The sequence below is a fragment of the Burkholderia sp. Bp8992 genome, from assembly GCF_003853705.1.
GTDB lineage: Bacteria > Pseudomonadota > Gammaproteobacteria > Burkholderiales > Burkholderiaceae > Burkholderia.
In genome coordinates this window covers 73,778-88,550 of record NZ_QTQI01000013.1, presented here as the reverse complement: position 1 = coordinate 88,550, position 14,773 = coordinate 73,778, and the positions used below count along the sequence as shown (strand labels likewise).

Here is a 14,773-nt window from a genome sequence, read left to right as displayed (position 1 = left end):
GACAGGGCCGAACTATAACCGCAACCGCTACTATGATCCGCAGGCGAGCAGGTTCGCATCGAAAGTCACGGAAGGGAACGCATACGGCCCAAGTTCTTGTCCGCAGCGCAGGCGATTACGGTGGTTCGGCGCAACGGAAATATCGTGACTGCATATCCACAGCTATGACAAAACTGATTAACTTCAATTATCTTCGTCCGTTGTATTATTTTCTTCTGTCTATGACGGATGATGAGTTGGACGATTTTTATATCAATACCGACGAAGGGGTAAAGAGGATCTATGAAGAGGCGAAGGCCGAATTCAGTCGCTTTGGTCCGGTCTCACGGGAGCGTGTTATTGACGTGTTGGAATACGTTCTGGCTTCAAATTCTTGGCTCGAAAACTGGAAGAAGATTATTCCTCAGGAGGTTCCGCTGGACGACGTCGATGATAAAAGGAAATATGTTTACGATCTCTTCGTCTCATTGGCAGGTCGTGAGCCAAGCCTTGACTTCGATGTAAGCGACGTTGAAGTAACGGATGCTGTCGGGCCAGAGGGATTAGCCATCAAGAAGTAGCGCAGTACAAGGGCTTTACAACCGGCGCCGGTACAATGACCCGGATAGTGGGCGATTCATCTCGGAAAATTCCACCGGACTGATCGATGGGGCCAACGTCTATCAATACGCGCCGAACCCGGTACGGTGGATTGATCTATTCAAATGGGGGGCGGGACCCCGGCTGGAAAGGAAAGTTAGACCCTGCTACGGGATGCCCATTATGAGTAGCTTCAATGTGAATGCGTTTTACGAGATCGAGGAAGTGATCGATCTCGTGAAAAGCAAGAAAGATCGGGCCGCGATCTACATGATTTACGTGCCGGAAGACACGGACGATTTGCGACCCGGTATGGACGTGTATGTGGGCGATGTGCCGGACTTCGATGACGACGATAACGAGGTGCTGCCTAAATCTGTACTCGCGTTGGGGCTTGAGATAGGTTATGGGCGCGAGCACTTCCAGAATGTTGTCGATTTAGCGTACAAGCAGAAGCCAACCGCTTCATCTGAGGAGGTTATTCGATGCCTGAACCACTACGCTACATATGATGATTTCTTAGACTTGCATTGACGGCCCAACGGAAAAATATGCTGGGGCCGCGTAAGCGGCCCCGGTTGTTTTCGGTACTTGAAAAGGTTGAGTAACTTCAGTTGCACCATTCGCGTCAACAATCGATAGGTCCGCTATTTGAGGTAACGACTAGCACGCATAGAGCGGCAAGCGGCGCCGGTCGGGAGGCGCTGCATCCGTTCGGGAGTCAAAAGAATCCCTATTTCCCAGTGGACCGGAGCGCGTTCGACATAGACAGAAATCAATATTGGAAAGATCGCGCTGCTGCTGCCAATGAGTCTAGGAATGGAGGGTGTAAGTGATGATTCCATCGAAGGTTGAATCGCATCTGGCTACGGCCACCGGCGACGTGACTCGAACTGATCCGAAATCGACAGAGCAAGTGCTCCGCAGTTTGGGCATAGACTCGGGTTCCGAATTTGGTGAGTTCTATCTGAAATATCAAGGGAGCTTTGTAAGCCCACGCCCTGTAGCGGAGCTTCTTGATATCGAAGGACCGGCGATACCTGCGATACCCGATCAGACAGACTATGTCCGCGATCGATACCATGTTCCCGCGCGATACCTTGCGCTTACCTCAGATGAGAGCGAGGGGATGTATCTGTACTGCAAGAACGATGAGGCCGTCTACGACCTCGACATTGGGGCGCTAGATGACTTCTTGGATGGGAATGTGCCAGCGCGCTGGGCGACCTTCAATGACTTCTTAGTTTGGTACTTTGATGTAGCGCCGTAACAACTGAGGGCCGCGTAAGCGGTCCTTGTTGTTTTAGGGCGGGAAACTCCGTGTAATCCGGTAGATTCGGCCCGTGTGCCTATCCTGCACTGGATCAAAAAGGTTCAACGTTGACCTTGATTGGCCCCAGCCGCCAAAATCGGTCAACATGTACTTACTCGTTTCTCCCCGATCGGGGAGAAACGTAGCGTCGGCCGTCAGAGTGGGGACGGCTAAGACAACGCGCTGGCTGAAACGATCAACGGCCTGTACAAGACGGAACTGATTCATCGGCGTGCCCCGTGGAAAACGAGGGAATTCGTCGAACTTGTAACGCTGGAATGGGTGGCCTGGTACAACCATCATCGACTGATGGAACCGCTGGGCTATATCTCGTCCGCCGAGGCTGAGGCAAACTACTACGGGAAACTCAGAGCTACCGCTGACGTACCCGAATTAACTTAAACCAACCGGCCTCCACGATTCCCGGTGCGGATCATGGCTCATTATTACTTTTGCGCCCAACACCGGGTCTGGCACGACAACTCCATCGAAACGAATGAGGCGGAGATGAACCTATCACTGAGTGATCGAGCGTACAAGGTGATTTCTGAATTCCTTGATGCACTCAACTCGATGGACAAAAGGGCACTAGAGTCCAAGTTCGGAGTGACCGAACCGATTCGCGCCGAGATATGCGAGACCCTCGAAGATTACTTCGGAACAAAACCGAGTATCAGCCTCGCGCCGATCGAAGTCGCGTTCTCCGGCAAGAGCGAATCGAGGCTATACATTGATCTCTTTGAGATGGACGACGGTCAGTCCTGGGGCGCGGAATGCGTGCTTTGGGTGGACGGCAAGGCTGAGGAGCCGATTTTACACGTCGAACTCGGCGGACCTAGCGACGGGCTGAGTTTGAAGTACAAGTACATCGGCTCGTAGGAAAAGTGCGGTAACGGGAACATCAGGGGCGCTGGTGTTACGGCAAGACGCCGATGCGCACTTTTCTCGATTCACTCGATCTCGCCAAGGAGAAACTCATCCCCCATTGATGGATCGTTCTTTGTGGACCCGACTACCTGTCAGATCGAGTCCCGGCCAATACATATGATTCGAGTAGCGGGCAGTTCGTATCGAACGATCCGATCGGGCTCGGTGGCGGGATCAACCTCTATTAATACGCATCGAACCCGGTCGAATGGGGCGATCCGTTGGGGGGCGCCCCGCCGTCCGGCCCTTGAAGCCGGCATTCGGCGAAAGGTCGACGGCCTCAAGTCGCAGGGGTTCCAAGAACACCACATTGTCAGCGGCAAGAATTCGCAGACGAAGAACCACCCTCTAATTGCGCTTGCAGGCTTTGACCTTCAATCTCAAGCCAACAAAATCTATCTTCCAGATGACGAAAGCCTTCATCCAACTCGCTCGATCCACAACGGGCGTCATCCGAACATTGTCAGCACAAACTTGTCCAGACAAATGAATGACGCTGTGGCAATAGGAAAGCAGCAGGGCTGGGGCCAGAAGCAGTATGACGAGGCTCTGCGAGGAATCATTGCGCGAGAGCGGGTCGAACTGAAGGCAGGGAGCCGGATGCTCAACAAGAACCATCGACCATGGGCGTGTCCAAACTAAGCGAGGAAATATGACGAAAATCTGGACCACAGAGGCGGACTATCCGGAAAGTCGGATGGCACTCTACGATGAGGCAGCAAATGGGGTGGATCGCTTCGAGTTGCAGGCGGCAAAGCGCCTCGTAAGATCAGATCCATTGGTATTTGAGCTTCCCAAAAAAGGGCTGTCAAAAATTCAAGACTATGGCGTCATCTGGTCGAACATCTTGATTCCTCTCGTAAGTGAAGCGGTGCGTGCTGCGATTGAAGGTCTGGCGGATGACAATGACGTCCAGTTCATCCCGGTAGTTATTAGATCGAACGGAGAGGCTATTGATGGCTCGTACTTTCTTCTCAATCCGATAAGGAAAGTTGACGTGGTTGATCACGATGCTTCTGAGCCGATTGTGGTGAAAGTGTCGGGATTTCCTGATGCCAAGGTCGGCTTCAAAAAAATGGTTTTACGCCCCGATTTCTCTGAAAACGGCATTGGTCGGCAATTCGACTCCCCGACATACATTGTCGTTGGGGATCGACTAGCCGACGCCGTATTGTGCGCCACGAAGAAGGGAGTCAGATTCATTACTGGAATCCCGCCGGTCGGTTGATTTCGAACTGACTGGCAATATCCCAGTAGGGGGTAGGACGATGTCACCCATGGACCGACTTAAAACGTTCATTCATCAGATGTTGGGGGAAAGCGAACTTCCACGCTGGGAAGAGGGGGGCGTGCAAGCAAGACTCGAATTGACGGGAAAAATGAATCGAGATGCAAAACGCATCATGGTGATCCCTCTGCGGCCGTTCAGTTGATGATGAGGTGGAGCGCCTTTCTTGTGATCCAATGGGACGATTGATCGAAGTGACCAATCGAGATAGTGGCGCTCAGCTTTTTGTCGATCCGATCGATAATCTGGTGCAAGAACGTCATGCGTATAACATTTTTGGCGCTAGCCCAGGATCCGTGTGGCATCACAAATACGATGAGATTGGCAACCTGATTAAAACAATAAGACCGGACGGCCGTGCGGTCGGTCGACCCCTGTATGGCTCCGGGTATATCCGCGGAATGATGCTGGATGGCTAGAAACTTGTTCAGATTGGGTGTGATGATCTGCAACGGGAATGTGAAGCGCAAAGCATACGCCGACGGGGGAGCAGGAGTCCGAGTGGGACGAGTTCAATCGCTTGCTGTCTGCGAGAATTGTCGAGACGTCGCGACAGAGTCATTCACGGTACTTCTATGACGGCCACATTGCGAATGAGGTGAACGGCGCGCGCACGGTGTTCGGGTGGGATGGTGACACACTGGCGTATGAGAGCGACGGCGAGTGCGGTTCGCACTATATCTACGAACCGAGGACGTTGGTGCCGCTGGCGCAGTATGTGTCTGAGCCAGTCTTGGGAATCGAGACACCGGGGTGGGAGAATACCGACCGCTATGTGCCAGAGGAAGATCCGCTGCAAAAGATGCCGGAGCGGCGAGGCGGCGCGGCACTGTTCTATTACCACTGCGACCAGATCGGGACACCTCAGTTGCTGACAGATGATGACGGTGACGTCGTGTGGGAGGGGACATATAAGGCGTGGGGAGAGGCGCGAGAGATTGTTGCGCGTGTATCGAAAGCGGCAGGAATTGCGCCGAGAAATCCGCTGCGGTTTCAGGGGCAGCAGATTGATGAGGAGACGGGGCTTCACTATAACCGGCACCGATACTATGATCCGAGTAGCGGACGGCTCATTAGTAAAGATCCGATTGGCCTCATCGGCGGCATTAATGTCTATCAATACGCACCCAACCCGATAGGCTGGATCGACCCACTAGGGTTAAAGAAATGTCGCCCTTGTCCGGAGGATTGCGAGAAAATTCTTTCGGAGTCAGGCCGTAAATTCGGACCGTATAACAATGTTCCGGCAGATTCGCATCACGTAATACAAAACGCGGCCATGAAAGGCGTCCCAGGATACGATGATGCTGCTGCGAACGCTGCACCTTCGGTGCAATTGGCGGGGCCGTCACACGAAATTGGGTCGGAGCATTATGTTGCGACACAATCGCAGCGTCAGAGAGGTGTCGGCGGTACATATGCAGCGGAGCGTCGGGTTGCATATCGGGCGCTACGCCGAGCTGGTTTTTCTGCAGATGAAACTCGCTGCCATGTAATGCGAGCTGACAATTATTTCTCCAATATGGGCGTTACGGCTGATACACCGACTCGTGTGCCAGGGAATAGAAATAGTTCAACTAGGAGGTGGTAGTGTGAGCAAATGGATTACAGAGGATATGATTTTGGAGATATCCAAGATATGTGAATGCTTTTCGAAAGATATTTTCGAAAAATTGGTTTCGGATGGAAATTTTGACGCCAAAGAGTCGGAGGGGATTAAGAGGAATATTTTGGAATATCTGTGCGGGGATGTTCTGGATGAGAGTGCGCTGAAAAGGATTGGAGTCCCTGATCGAGGCTACATCGTTAGTCACGTGAAGTTGTATGAAATTGATCCGGGGGCGCCATCGGAGTCCAGTAAGAGGATGCAATTCGATCTAATAATAGATGGTGTTGAAAGTGATCTTACTCTTGTTATGCATGCATATAAAATGGCTGAAGAGGATAGGATTTTGATTTACGATGCTCTAACTTTGTAGGGTCGGTTTGCTGCTGAATGAGAGTGGAAGCTTCGCGTTTCCGGGTTATTCTTTTTCGATGGGACGTGCAATCGTTCAGTTGAGGCGAAATGATGAGGATACGTGTCGATTGGCGTGAATTGTATGTTGGTGAGTAAAAATTTCCGACATTGATGCAAGGTGGGTCATCTTCGCTTCTTTTATTGGATTGGTTCGGGAAGGGGGAGATGATTACGTACGATTTCGATTCGGACCTGACCGCCATATTATGTCTATTTGGCTAGGGAGTCTGATGAAGAAGATGGTGAGTTCGTAGGTGTGGCGATCACGGAAGTCGTAGTATCTTGCCCAAAGTTCAATCGGCAAAAAGTATAGATGAGGGATGCAGGTTTCAAGTGGTGTTTAGGAGGAGCGCGCTCTATGCACACCGTTTTCGTGCCTTTCGTTCTTCTCTCGCTCGCGACGACATCATATGCCGACGATTTCCGGCCGAGAGCCGCCGCAGCCCCTGATCTGGCTCATCCAAAGCTCTTCAAATCCAACGGTTTGAGCTTCCAACTCCCGGGGGACTGGAGGATTACGGCAAACGATCGGCTCCAGGACACCGACGGCCGAGGAGTCAGTATCCAAGCCGACAAATCGGCATTCGAAGTACTGAATCTGGACGTGGTCGTTCAGGTGTTGCGAACCAAGGTCGCACCTTCGTTCGAAGGTACTGCGCAGTACCTGTACCAGAGCCAGGTGGATGACAAGCCCACCCAGTACACGAAGCCGGACTTCATGCCGTTCATGTTGAGCGGTAAATATCCGGCACTTGCTTCACGCTATACGCACACGATCTTCAACCAAGACGAGCTCTACGCGCACCGTCTCGATCTCGTCACCAGCAAGGTCTGTGGCAAGGGCTGGACCTGCGTAGTCCTCTCGTCCGGATTGGCTGCGAACGAGGGTGCCGCCAAGCAGGGCATGGCCAAGATCTATGAAACGATCCGCTACCAACCCTGAAGGGCAATCCGACGAAGGAAATCAGACTCGATCTCGAATGATGGTATCCCGTCCGCTAACTGACCGGCAGCAACCACCGAGTCCACTGCGCGCATACGGAATTGGCATAATCACGGCTCGCTGACATGAGCGCCGCGACGCAGGCCCTTTCGTGCACCTGCCACATCGGCGCTCCTGCGCATTGACTCCAGCCCCGTTACCACCGCAATACCCATGTCGACCACCACCACGACCGAAGTGTCGTTGCAACACATCCTCGAACACCCTGGCGATTTCTCCGGCTGGCTCTGCCTGCCGCCGACGCCGTGGACGCTCGATACAGAAGGTGCATTCACCGAAGACGCCGGCGACTCCGAGACCGACACACCGCCCACCGTCGCACCGCACCCCGACTGGCGCGTCACGCTGAACAGCGCGACGATCGAGGACATCGTGATCAACGCGCATGACCAGGTCGATGAACCGACCGTCGCGCAATTGTTCGACGCGTTCGTGTTCTACGTCGACAACGACGAGTTCATTCTGCTCTGACGAGGCACGCGCCCCACGCCACAGCAAAAAAGGACCGCCGGAGCGGTCCTTTTTCATGAGGCGTCAACGTCCGAACGAAGCGCAGCCGTCAAGGCAACGAAATCGTCAAATTAGCTGACTCCGGGCCCACCTTAATGACTTGCGAATAAGGCGCCAACGCCTGCAGCGTCTTGTCCTTGAGATAAGTATTGAGCCCGAGATACCCGAGCAGTGCCACGAGTGCAAACACCGCCCCGATCGCCCAAACCGGCACCTCACGCTTCAACCGATGCGCGATCTGATCCGGCAACGGCCAATGCGGCGCGAACGGCGCCCGCTTGCCTTTCATATGCGCGATTTCATCGCCCAGCCGTGCGGTGAGGTACGCGAGCTTCTCCGGCCCCTCGAGCAGATACTTGCCCTGGAACCCGAGCAGCAGGCACATGTGAAACACCTCGAGCGACTGCAGCCGCGCCGCGCCCTGCGCGCGGCACTCCTCGAGATACTGATAGAACTTCTCCCCCGCGAGCTGCTCGCCGAACAGCACGAGCTGCAGCGGCCGGCGTTCCCAGTCCGCGCGGATCTTGAACTGCGACGACAGCACCATTTCGTCGATGGCCGCGCAGAACGCGAACTTCGCGCCGTACACATCCTCTGCAGCGATATTCAGCTTCTTCGCGCCGCGCTCGAAATCCGACAGGAATTCCTGGATCCGCGTGCTGAACTCGCCGGCGCTGTCCGGTTCCCGCCCGTTCTTGAGCAGGAACAGCATGAAGAAGCCGTCGTACAGCAGATCGAGCAGCGAACGCGCCTGGAACGCGGAGTCCGTCGACGCCGGGGTATGCATGGGTGCCGGCGCGTTGTCGCCGAACAGGGAAGGCGCGTAGCTCATGATGTGACCGCGATCAGTTCGAATTTCAGGTCATTGATGCCAGTCGGCGCATAGATCATCGCGGACTGGGCCTGCAGCATGCGCTCGTACAGCGGGCTGCGCGAATCGAGCGCGAAGTAGCACGCGCCGGGTCGCACCGGAATCGCGGGCGGCACCTGCGGCGTGTACGACAGCCGCACGCCGGGCATCGCCGACAGCACGAGCTTGTCGACGTCGTCGGGCGCACCGACCTTGAAGCGGGCCGGCACCGCATCGACGAGCTCGACGCTCGGCATGTCCGCGGATACGGCCAGGTAGAACTCGGTCTTGTCGTCGATCTTGCCGGAGTCGAGGCGCCCGAGGTGGAACGACGGACGCACCTCGTCGAGCGTGATCGCGAAGTAGCGCGTCGAGATCACGGTATCGAGCAGCTCGCGCAGCATCAGGTCGAGACGCGCAAAACTCGGTCCCGGATCGTCGTGGCGGTAGACGGGCAGGTCGGCGAGCGTATAGCCCTTCGAGAACGTCATCAACTGGCCCGCGAGGCGCAGCAGCTCCTGGAACAACCGCTCCGGATGCAGCGCCGCGTGCTGGTGCAGGTGCGCAAGCGTCGCGAAAGCGGCGTTCGCGGTGTGCAGCAGCCAGAACGACGCGATGTCGCCCGAGCGGAACTCGATGATGTTCTTCGACGGCTCGCGGTGGAAACCGTACAGCGCGTTCACCTTCGCCTGCAGCGCGTCGACGAGCTGGCGCAGCCGCTGGTGCAGGATCGGTGACGCCTCGATCGCGAGGCACGGCGGCACGAAGCTGTCGTCGATCTCGAAACCGGACGTCGCGGTGCGGCGCACGCGCACGAGCGGCACCGACAGCAGCTGGTCGCGCGGTTCGCTGTGCGCGATCAGCTTGACCTGCGTCTTCAGGAACGTGATGTCGGCTTCCGCCGCATCGGTGAAGTTGTCGGCGACGCTCGTCTGCTCGCTGACGAAGCGCGTCATGAAGCCGGCGGCCGGATCGTCGCTGTAATTCGTGCCGTTCTCGCGCAGTGGGTGCAGCGCGAGATAGAACACGAATTCGTTGATGCCGTCGGGCAGCGTGTCCAGCGCGATCGGCGGCGGCAGGTCGTCGGCCTGCGGCGCGGCATACAGCGCGCCGTCCGGGAACACGAGCGCGAGTTCCGCCACCCGCAGCACGTTGCTGCCGAGCGCGTCGCGGTCGATGCGCACCGAGCGCACGCCCCAGTTGTAAGGCTGGATCGCCTGGATGGACTCGAACAGGCGCGCCTCGTGGTACGCGTCCTGTCGCTGAAAGTGTTGAGGCCGGAGGAACAGCCCTTCCCCCCACAGCACCTTGGCCGAATAACTCATGTCAAATCCGGTTAATGTGGCGTTGCGATGTCATCGATTGTTCGTGCCCGAATAAATCGCCAATTGTTAACTCTTGTTAATTGACATTCGTGCGACATGTTTAACCGCAGGACACCGAAGAAAGCATATTCAGCGGTTGTGAAGGCGCACCCTGCTGCGGTGCAATGACAGTGCCATCGGTGACCGTCATCGCGCAATTATGCAGGCCGATGATTATGCCGGATTTCTCCGACTTCGCCGGATCGAACGTCAGTTTCCATCGCTGGAGTGCGGGATCACGGAACAGCGCGACGATGCCGAACGCCTGCGCTTCGCGTGAAACCTTCTCGGTCGCCGTATAGCGCTGGCCCGGAATCAGCGTGATTTCACGCACGTTCAACAGGTCGGCGCCGAGTGCGGCTTTTTCCTTGGTCGGATCGGTAAAGGCGTCGAACGGCGCCTGCTGGAACGACGTCGGGTCCTTCAGCGCGTAGAGTCGGACGACGAGCGCGAGCGGCTTGTGGTCGGTCGCGGCATTCAGGTTCGGCGCGGCGGCCAGCGTGAGTCCGATATTGCGCGGCGGCTTCTGCGCGTCCGGCACCTCGGGCTTGCCGATACCGGCCGCGGACATCACGGCGCTCGCGGCCGAGCCGAGCAGCGGAGCGGCCGCGCATCCGGCCAGGAGGGCGCACACAACCAGCGGCAGCGCATAGCGAATCATGGACGATCTCATCGTGTTTCCGGCGTGCCGCCTTTATCCCTGTCAATTCTGCCGGGTATTTCCGCGTTCGCTGCGTATCCCCGGCGTTGCACTGTTCAACTATTAAGCGCGCCTGCGTCTCGGCAGACGTTCGGAAATTTTTTCCGCCATCGCGGCGGTGCGTCGTGCGGCCAGTAAAACTTGCGCGTCCCGACCGAAAGAAAAAACCGCCGCGAACCCGCAGCGATAGGCCATTCGAGGGGGTAGCGCCCGGTTTTAAAAGGAATTACTCTTCACACGACGATTGAATTATGAAAAATTGATCGGTACTATACCCGCGCGCTTCTTGCAAAGCAAAAGAACCAGATTCTCAACGATTTAAAACTCACGCGCCGGTGGATATAACGATGAAAGACCGTCTCTTCGCAAAACTGTCTGGGGTAGTAGTGGCTTGCGGCGTGATCGCCGGTTGTGCGAGCCAGCCGTCCGCGCCGCCGACCGCCGAGGTGTTCAACAAGTCGCTGGCCGATGCAGACGCCGTTGCGAAGGCAGGGGACCAGGACAAGGCGCTCGGCCTCTACCAGCAGCTCGCGAAGTCGGATCCGACGCGCGAGGAGCCGTGGTCGCGCATCGCGCAGATCCAGTTCGCGCAGAACCACTACGGCCAGGCGATCGTCGCCGCCCAGGAAGCGCTGCAGCGCGACGCGACCGACCGCCAGGCGAAGAGCGTGCTGGCCGTCGCCGGCCTGCGGATCGCGACGCAATCGCTCGGCGAGCTGCGCCAGGATTCGTCGCTCGCGGGCGACGCGAAGTCCGATGCACAGGCGCTGGCGAAGCAGCTGCGCGACACGCTGGGCGAATCGGCGCTGTTCCCGCCGGAAACGACGTCGACCCGTGCGTACGGCAAGGGCAAGAAGGGCCGCACCGTGGTGCACACCAAGAAGGCCGGCACGACGCAGAACACCGAAGCCACCGTCACGCCGCCGACCAATACGGCGGCAGGCGGCGGGGCGAAGGGCGGCGATCCGTTCGGCGCACTGCGCAACTGAAACCGCAACTGACGCGATAACCACAACTAACCTGGGAGCCGTCGAGATGGCCAAGAAAGAAAGCATTCAGAAAAGCTTGCAGAAAATACGGCCGCCGCGCGTCCAGCTCACCTACGAGGTCGAGAAGGGCGATGCGATCGAGGTGAAGGAACTGCCGTTCGTCGTCGGGGTCGTCGGCGATCTGGCGGGCCAGTCCGAAATCGAGCAGCCGAAGCTGCGCGATCGTAAATTCGTCAACATCGACCGCGACAATTTCGACGACGTGATGAAGGCGATCGAGCCGCGCGCCGCGTTCCAGGTGGAAAACCGCCTGAGCCCGGAAGGCGGCAAGTTCGCGGTCGACCTGAAGTTCCGCTCGCTGTCGGATTTCAGCCCGGACGAAGTCGTCGAACAGGTCGAGCCGCTGCGCCGCCTGCTCGAGGCGCGCTCGAAGCTCGCCGACCTGCGCAACAAGCTCGCCGGCAACGACAAGCTCGAGGATCTGCTGTCCGAGGTGCTGAAGAACACGCAGCAGCTGCAGGAGCTCGCGAAGGGCACCGGCGGCGACAAAGACGGCGAATGACGACGGAGTGTTGAGATGAACCAGCAAACGGCTGCGGCCCAAGCGAGCGGCGCGGAATACGCCGCCGGGACTTCGCTGCTCGACGACATCGTCGAGAAGAGCAAGGTCGCGAAATCCGATTCCGAGCACGCACGCGCGAAGGACCTGATCGGCGAACTCGTGCACCAGGTGCTCGACGGCACGGTGATCGTGTCGGACAACCTGTCGGCCACGATCGACGCGCGTGTCGCGGAGCTCGACCGCCTGATCTCCACGCAGCTTTCCGCGGTGATGCACGCGCCGGAATTCCAGCGCCTCGAGAGCACGTGGCGCGGGATGGACTACTTGGTCAAGGAAAGCAACACGGGCCAGACGATCAAGATCAAGGCGCTGCACGCACCGAAGCGCGACCTCGTGCGCGACTTCAAGGGCGCGAGCGAGTTCGACCAGAGCGCGCTGTTCAAGAAGGTCTACGAAGAAGAATTCGGCACGTTCGGCGGCTCGCCGTTCGGCGCGCTGGTCGGCGATTACGAGATCTCGCGCCAGCCGGAAGACCTGTACTTCATCGAGCAGATGTCGCGCGTCGCGGCAGCCGCCCATGCGCCGTTCATCGCATCGGCGTCGCCGGAGCTGCTGGGCCTGGAGTCGTTCGCCGACCTCGGCAAGCCGCGCGATCTCGCGAAGGTGTTCGACACGGTCGAATACGCGAAGTGGAAGTCGTTCCGCGATTCGGAAGATTCGCGCTACGTCGGCCTGACGCTGCCGCGCTTCCTCGGCCGCCTGCCGTTCAATCCGAAGGATGGCCAGACCGCCGAACGCTTCAACTTCGTCGAGGACGTCGACGGCACCGACCACGACAAGTACCTGTGGTGCAACGCGTCGTGGGCCTTCGCAGCCCGCCTGACGGCCGCGTTCGACGACTTCGGCTGGTGCGCGGCGATCCGCGGCGTCGAAGGCGGCGGCCTCGTCGAGGACCTGCCGACCCACACGTTCAAGACCGACGACGGTGAAGTCGCGCTGAAGTGCCCGACCGAGATCGCGATCACCGATCGCCGCGAGAAGGAGCTGAGCGACCTCGGCTTCATCCCGCTCGTCCATTGCAAGAATTCCGATTACGCCGCGTTCTTCGCCGCGCAGTCGGTGCAGAAAGCGAAGAAATACAGCACCGACAGCGCCAACGCGAACGCCGTTCTGTCCGCGCAGCTTCAATACATCTTCTCGGTATCGCGCGTCGCGCACTACCTGAAGGCGATGATGCGCGACAAGATCGGCAGCTTCGCATCGGCGCAGAACGTGGAGACATTCCTCAACCGGTGGATTTCGCAGTACGTCCTGCTCGACGACAACGCGTCGCAGGAGCAGAAGGCGCAATTCCCGCTGCGCGAGGCTTCCATACAAGTGTCGGAGATTCCGGGGAAGCCGGGCTCGTATCGTTCGGTCGCGTTCCTGCGCCCGCACTTTCAGCTCGACGAACTCTCGATTTCTCTGCGACTTGTCGCTGATCTGCCCAAATCGGCAAATTCATAAGCGAGCAAAATCGCCCGGGCGGGCCGCCTGGGTAGGACGTTAAAACCACCTCTTTGGGGAGTAGAAGGGCCATGTTACACATTCACTTGCAATTTGGTAGCCCGGCAGTCAAGGGCGAGTCGGCTGACAAGGATCATCAGGGCTGGCTCGAGCTGAAGTCGTGGGATCACTCGATCCTGCAACCGCGTTCGGCAACGGCGTCGTCGGCCGGCGGCCTGACGCAAACGCGTTGCGAACACGGCGACATGGTGTTCTCGAAGGAAATCGATTCTTCGAGCCCGCTGCTGTACCAGCACGCGTCGGGCGGCACGACGTTCGACGAAGTGACGATCCATTTCTCGCGCGCTGACGGTGAAGGCAAGCGCGTGCAGTATCTGGAAGTCAAGCTCAAGTACGTGATCATCTCGAGCATCGCGCCGAGCGTCCGCGAAGAAGGTCTGCCGATCGAGACGTTCTCGCTGAAGTACGCAGCCGTGCAGTGGAAGCAGACCCAGCAGAAGATCGGCGGCAACCAGGGCGGCAACACGCAAGGCGCCTGGAGCCTGACGAAGAACGACAAGACCTACGCGGTCTAAGGTCGGTTGCGGCAACGGGGCGCACGGCGTCCCGTTGCCGTTTTCGCTGTGCATGCCGGCCGATGAAACGATTCGAACCCAGTTTTCTCGACAAGCTGTTCGACGACGAACCGCACCTGCCGGCCTCGGCAGCGATGCGGCAATTGTCGCTGGACGAGCTGAAGAACACGGTCGCCCGCGACGTCGAGGCGATCCTCAACACGCGCATCGCGCACACCGAGAGCGAGCTGGCGACGCTACCCGAATGCCAGAAATCGGTGCTGACCTATGGGCTGAACGATTTTGCGGGGCTGAGCCTCGCGAGCCACTACGATCGCGCATTCATCTGCAAGTCGATCCAGCAGGCCATCGCGCGCCATGAGCCGCGCCTGCAGCAGGTGCAGGTGACGTTCGAGCTGAACGAGCAGGCCACCAACGCGCTCTACTTCGCGATCCAGGCGCTGCTCGTCGTGCATCCGGCCGAGGAGCCGGTGAGTTTCGACGCGATGCTGCAACCGTCGACGCTGCAGTATTCGGTCACGCGCGCACGCGCTGCAAGAATGCAGTAAATCATGCCGCCGAGCGGGCCGGACCGCCCGGTGGTGGATC

At 58.0% G+C, this 14,773-nt stretch carries 19 protein-coding genes and 3 pseudogenes; 19 read left to right on the top strand and 3 right to left on the bottom strand.

The genetic code is table 11. The features are described from left to right. The first annotated feature begins 164 nt into the window (after positions 1-164). From DIE03_RS19970 to DIE03_RS19910, 14 genes and pseudogenes are all read left to right on the top strand, one after another. Positions 165-560, top strand: a complete 396-nt coding sequence (locus tag DIE03_RS19970) for a hypothetical protein (protein WP_124453284.1) — start codon at positions 165-167, stop codon at positions 558-560. A gap of 22 nt (positions 561-582) precedes the next feature. Beyond that, positions 583-684: pseudogene (locus tag DIE03_RS19965) on the top strand (hypothetical protein); the annotation flags it as partial. A gap of 78 nt (positions 685-762) precedes the next feature. Continuing rightward, positions 763-1,113: a hypothetical protein gene (locus tag DIE03_RS19960; protein WP_124453282.1), complete on the top strand. Its 351-nt coding sequence runs from the start codon at positions 763-765 to the stop codon at positions 1,111-1,113. Between the two features lie 80 nt (positions 1,114-1,193). Further along, positions 1,194-1,415, top strand: a complete 222-nt coding sequence (locus DIE03_RS39070; protein ID WP_124453280.1) for an HNH/ENDO VII family nuclease — start codon at positions 1,194-1,196, stop codon at positions 1,413-1,415. Further along, entirely contained in the window at positions 1,412-1,849 is a 438-nt protein-coding gene (locus tag DIE03_RS19950; protein WP_148092903.1) for an SMI1/KNR4 family protein, read from the top strand. The genes DIE03_RS39070 and DIE03_RS19950 overlap by 4 nt, the downstream gene beginning before the upstream one ends. Before the next feature lie 216 nt (positions 1,850-2,065). Continuing rightward, positions 2,066-2,293 (top strand): annotated as a pseudogene (locus DIE03_RS19945) (integrase core domain-containing protein); the annotation flags it as partial. 33 nt (positions 2,294-2,326) lie between these two features. Then, positions 2,327-2,770 carry a hypothetical protein gene (locus tag DIE03_RS19940; RefSeq protein WP_124453276.1) on the top strand — a complete coding sequence of 148 codons (444 nt, stop codon included), beginning with the start codon at positions 2,327-2,329 and terminating at the stop codon, positions 2,768-2,770. Positions 2,771-2,983: 213 nt separating this feature from the next. Next, positions 2,984-3,460: an AHH domain-containing protein gene (locus DIE03_RS19935; RefSeq protein ID WP_260434917.1), complete on the top strand. Its 477-nt coding sequence runs from the start codon at positions 2,984-2,986 to the stop codon at positions 3,458-3,460. Between the two features lie 55 nt (positions 3,461-3,515). Next, on the top strand, positions 3,516-4,046 hold the full coding sequence (locus DIE03_RS19930; RefSeq protein ID WP_260434916.1) for an imm11 family protein: 531 nt from the start codon (positions 3,516-3,518) through the stop codon (positions 4,044-4,046). Positions 4,047-4,095: 49 nt separating this feature from the next. Then, positions 4,096-4,251, top strand: a complete 156-nt coding sequence (locus DIE03_RS38340) for a hypothetical protein (RefSeq protein WP_185658185.1) — start codon at positions 4,096-4,098, stop codon at positions 4,249-4,251. Further along, a pseudogene (locus tag DIE03_RS39005) lies at positions 4,232-5,697 on the top strand (RHS repeat domain-containing protein); the annotation flags it as partial. The gene DIE03_RS38340 and the pseudogene DIE03_RS39005, both read left to right, overlap by 20 nt. Before the next feature lies 1 nt (position 5,698). Beyond that, a complete protein-coding gene (locus DIE03_RS19920; protein WP_124453272.1) occupies positions 5,699-6,085 on the top strand; it encodes a hypothetical protein in 387 nt (128 codons plus the stop codon). Between the two features lie 399 nt (positions 6,086-6,484). Continuing rightward, a complete protein-coding gene (locus DIE03_RS19915; protein WP_124453270.1) occupies positions 6,485-7,069 on the top strand; it encodes a hypothetical protein in 585 nt (194 codons plus the stop codon). Between the two features lie 213 nt (positions 7,070-7,282). Further along, positions 7,283-7,600, top strand: a complete 318-nt coding sequence (locus DIE03_RS19910; protein WP_124453268.1) for a hypothetical protein — start codon at positions 7,283-7,285, stop codon at positions 7,598-7,600. An 88-nt stretch (positions 7,601-7,688) separates the two neighbouring features. On the opposite strand, the gene icmH is transcribed toward DIE03_RS19910, so the two are convergent. From icmH to tssJ, 3 genes are all read right to left on the bottom strand, one after another. After that, positions 7,689-8,471, bottom strand: coding sequence for a type IVB secretion system protein IcmH/DotU (gene icmH / locus DIE03_RS19905; protein WP_124453266.1), 783 nt, complete (start codon positions 8,469-8,471; stop codon positions 7,689-7,691). Next, the gene (gene tssK / locus DIE03_RS19900) at positions 8,468-9,814 is read right to left on the bottom strand and encodes a type VI secretion system baseplate subunit TssK (RefSeq protein ID WP_006477098.1); all 1,347 of its coding nucleotides are present in this window, start codon (positions 9,812-9,814) and stop codon (positions 8,468-8,470) included. Before tssK ends, icmH begins: the two co-directional genes overlap by 4 nt. Before the next feature lie 100 nt (positions 9,815-9,914). Next, complete coding sequence (gene tssJ / locus DIE03_RS19895; protein WP_124453264.1) at positions 9,915-10,526, bottom strand: type VI secretion system lipoprotein TssJ; 612 nt, start codon at positions 10,524-10,526, stop codon at positions 9,915-9,917. Between the two features lie 374 nt (positions 10,527-10,900). On the opposite strand from tssJ, the gene DIE03_RS19890 reads away from it, so the two are divergent. The 5 genes from DIE03_RS19890 (at position 10,901) to tssE (ending at position 14,733) form a co-directional block, all read left to right on the top strand. Then, a complete protein-coding gene (locus DIE03_RS19890; protein ID WP_124453262.1) occupies positions 10,901-11,542 on the top strand; it encodes a M48 family metallopeptidase in 642 nt (213 codons plus the stop codon). Positions 11,543-11,588: 46 nt separating this feature from the next. Next, entirely contained in the window at positions 11,589-12,104 is a 516-nt protein-coding gene (gene tssB / locus DIE03_RS19885; RefSeq protein WP_006484395.1) for a type VI secretion system contractile sheath small subunit, read from the top strand. Between the two features lie 15 nt (positions 12,105-12,119). Then, positions 12,120-13,610, top strand: coding sequence for a type VI secretion system contractile sheath large subunit (tssC, locus tag DIE03_RS19880; protein ID WP_124453260.1), 1,491 nt, complete (start codon positions 12,120-12,122; stop codon positions 13,608-13,610). A 71-nt stretch (positions 13,611-13,681) separates the two neighbouring features. Continuing rightward, the gene (locus DIE03_RS19875) at positions 13,682-14,185 is read left to right on the top strand and encodes a type VI secretion system tube protein Hcp (protein WP_124453258.1); all 504 of its coding nucleotides are present in this window, start codon (positions 13,682-13,684) and stop codon (positions 14,183-14,185) included. 62 nt (positions 14,186-14,247) lie between these two features. Further along, entirely contained in the window at positions 14,248-14,733 is a 486-nt protein-coding gene (gene tssE / locus DIE03_RS19870; protein ID WP_124453256.1) for a type VI secretion system baseplate subunit TssE, read from the top strand. The last annotated feature ends 40 nt before the right edge of the window (positions 14,734-14,773 follow it).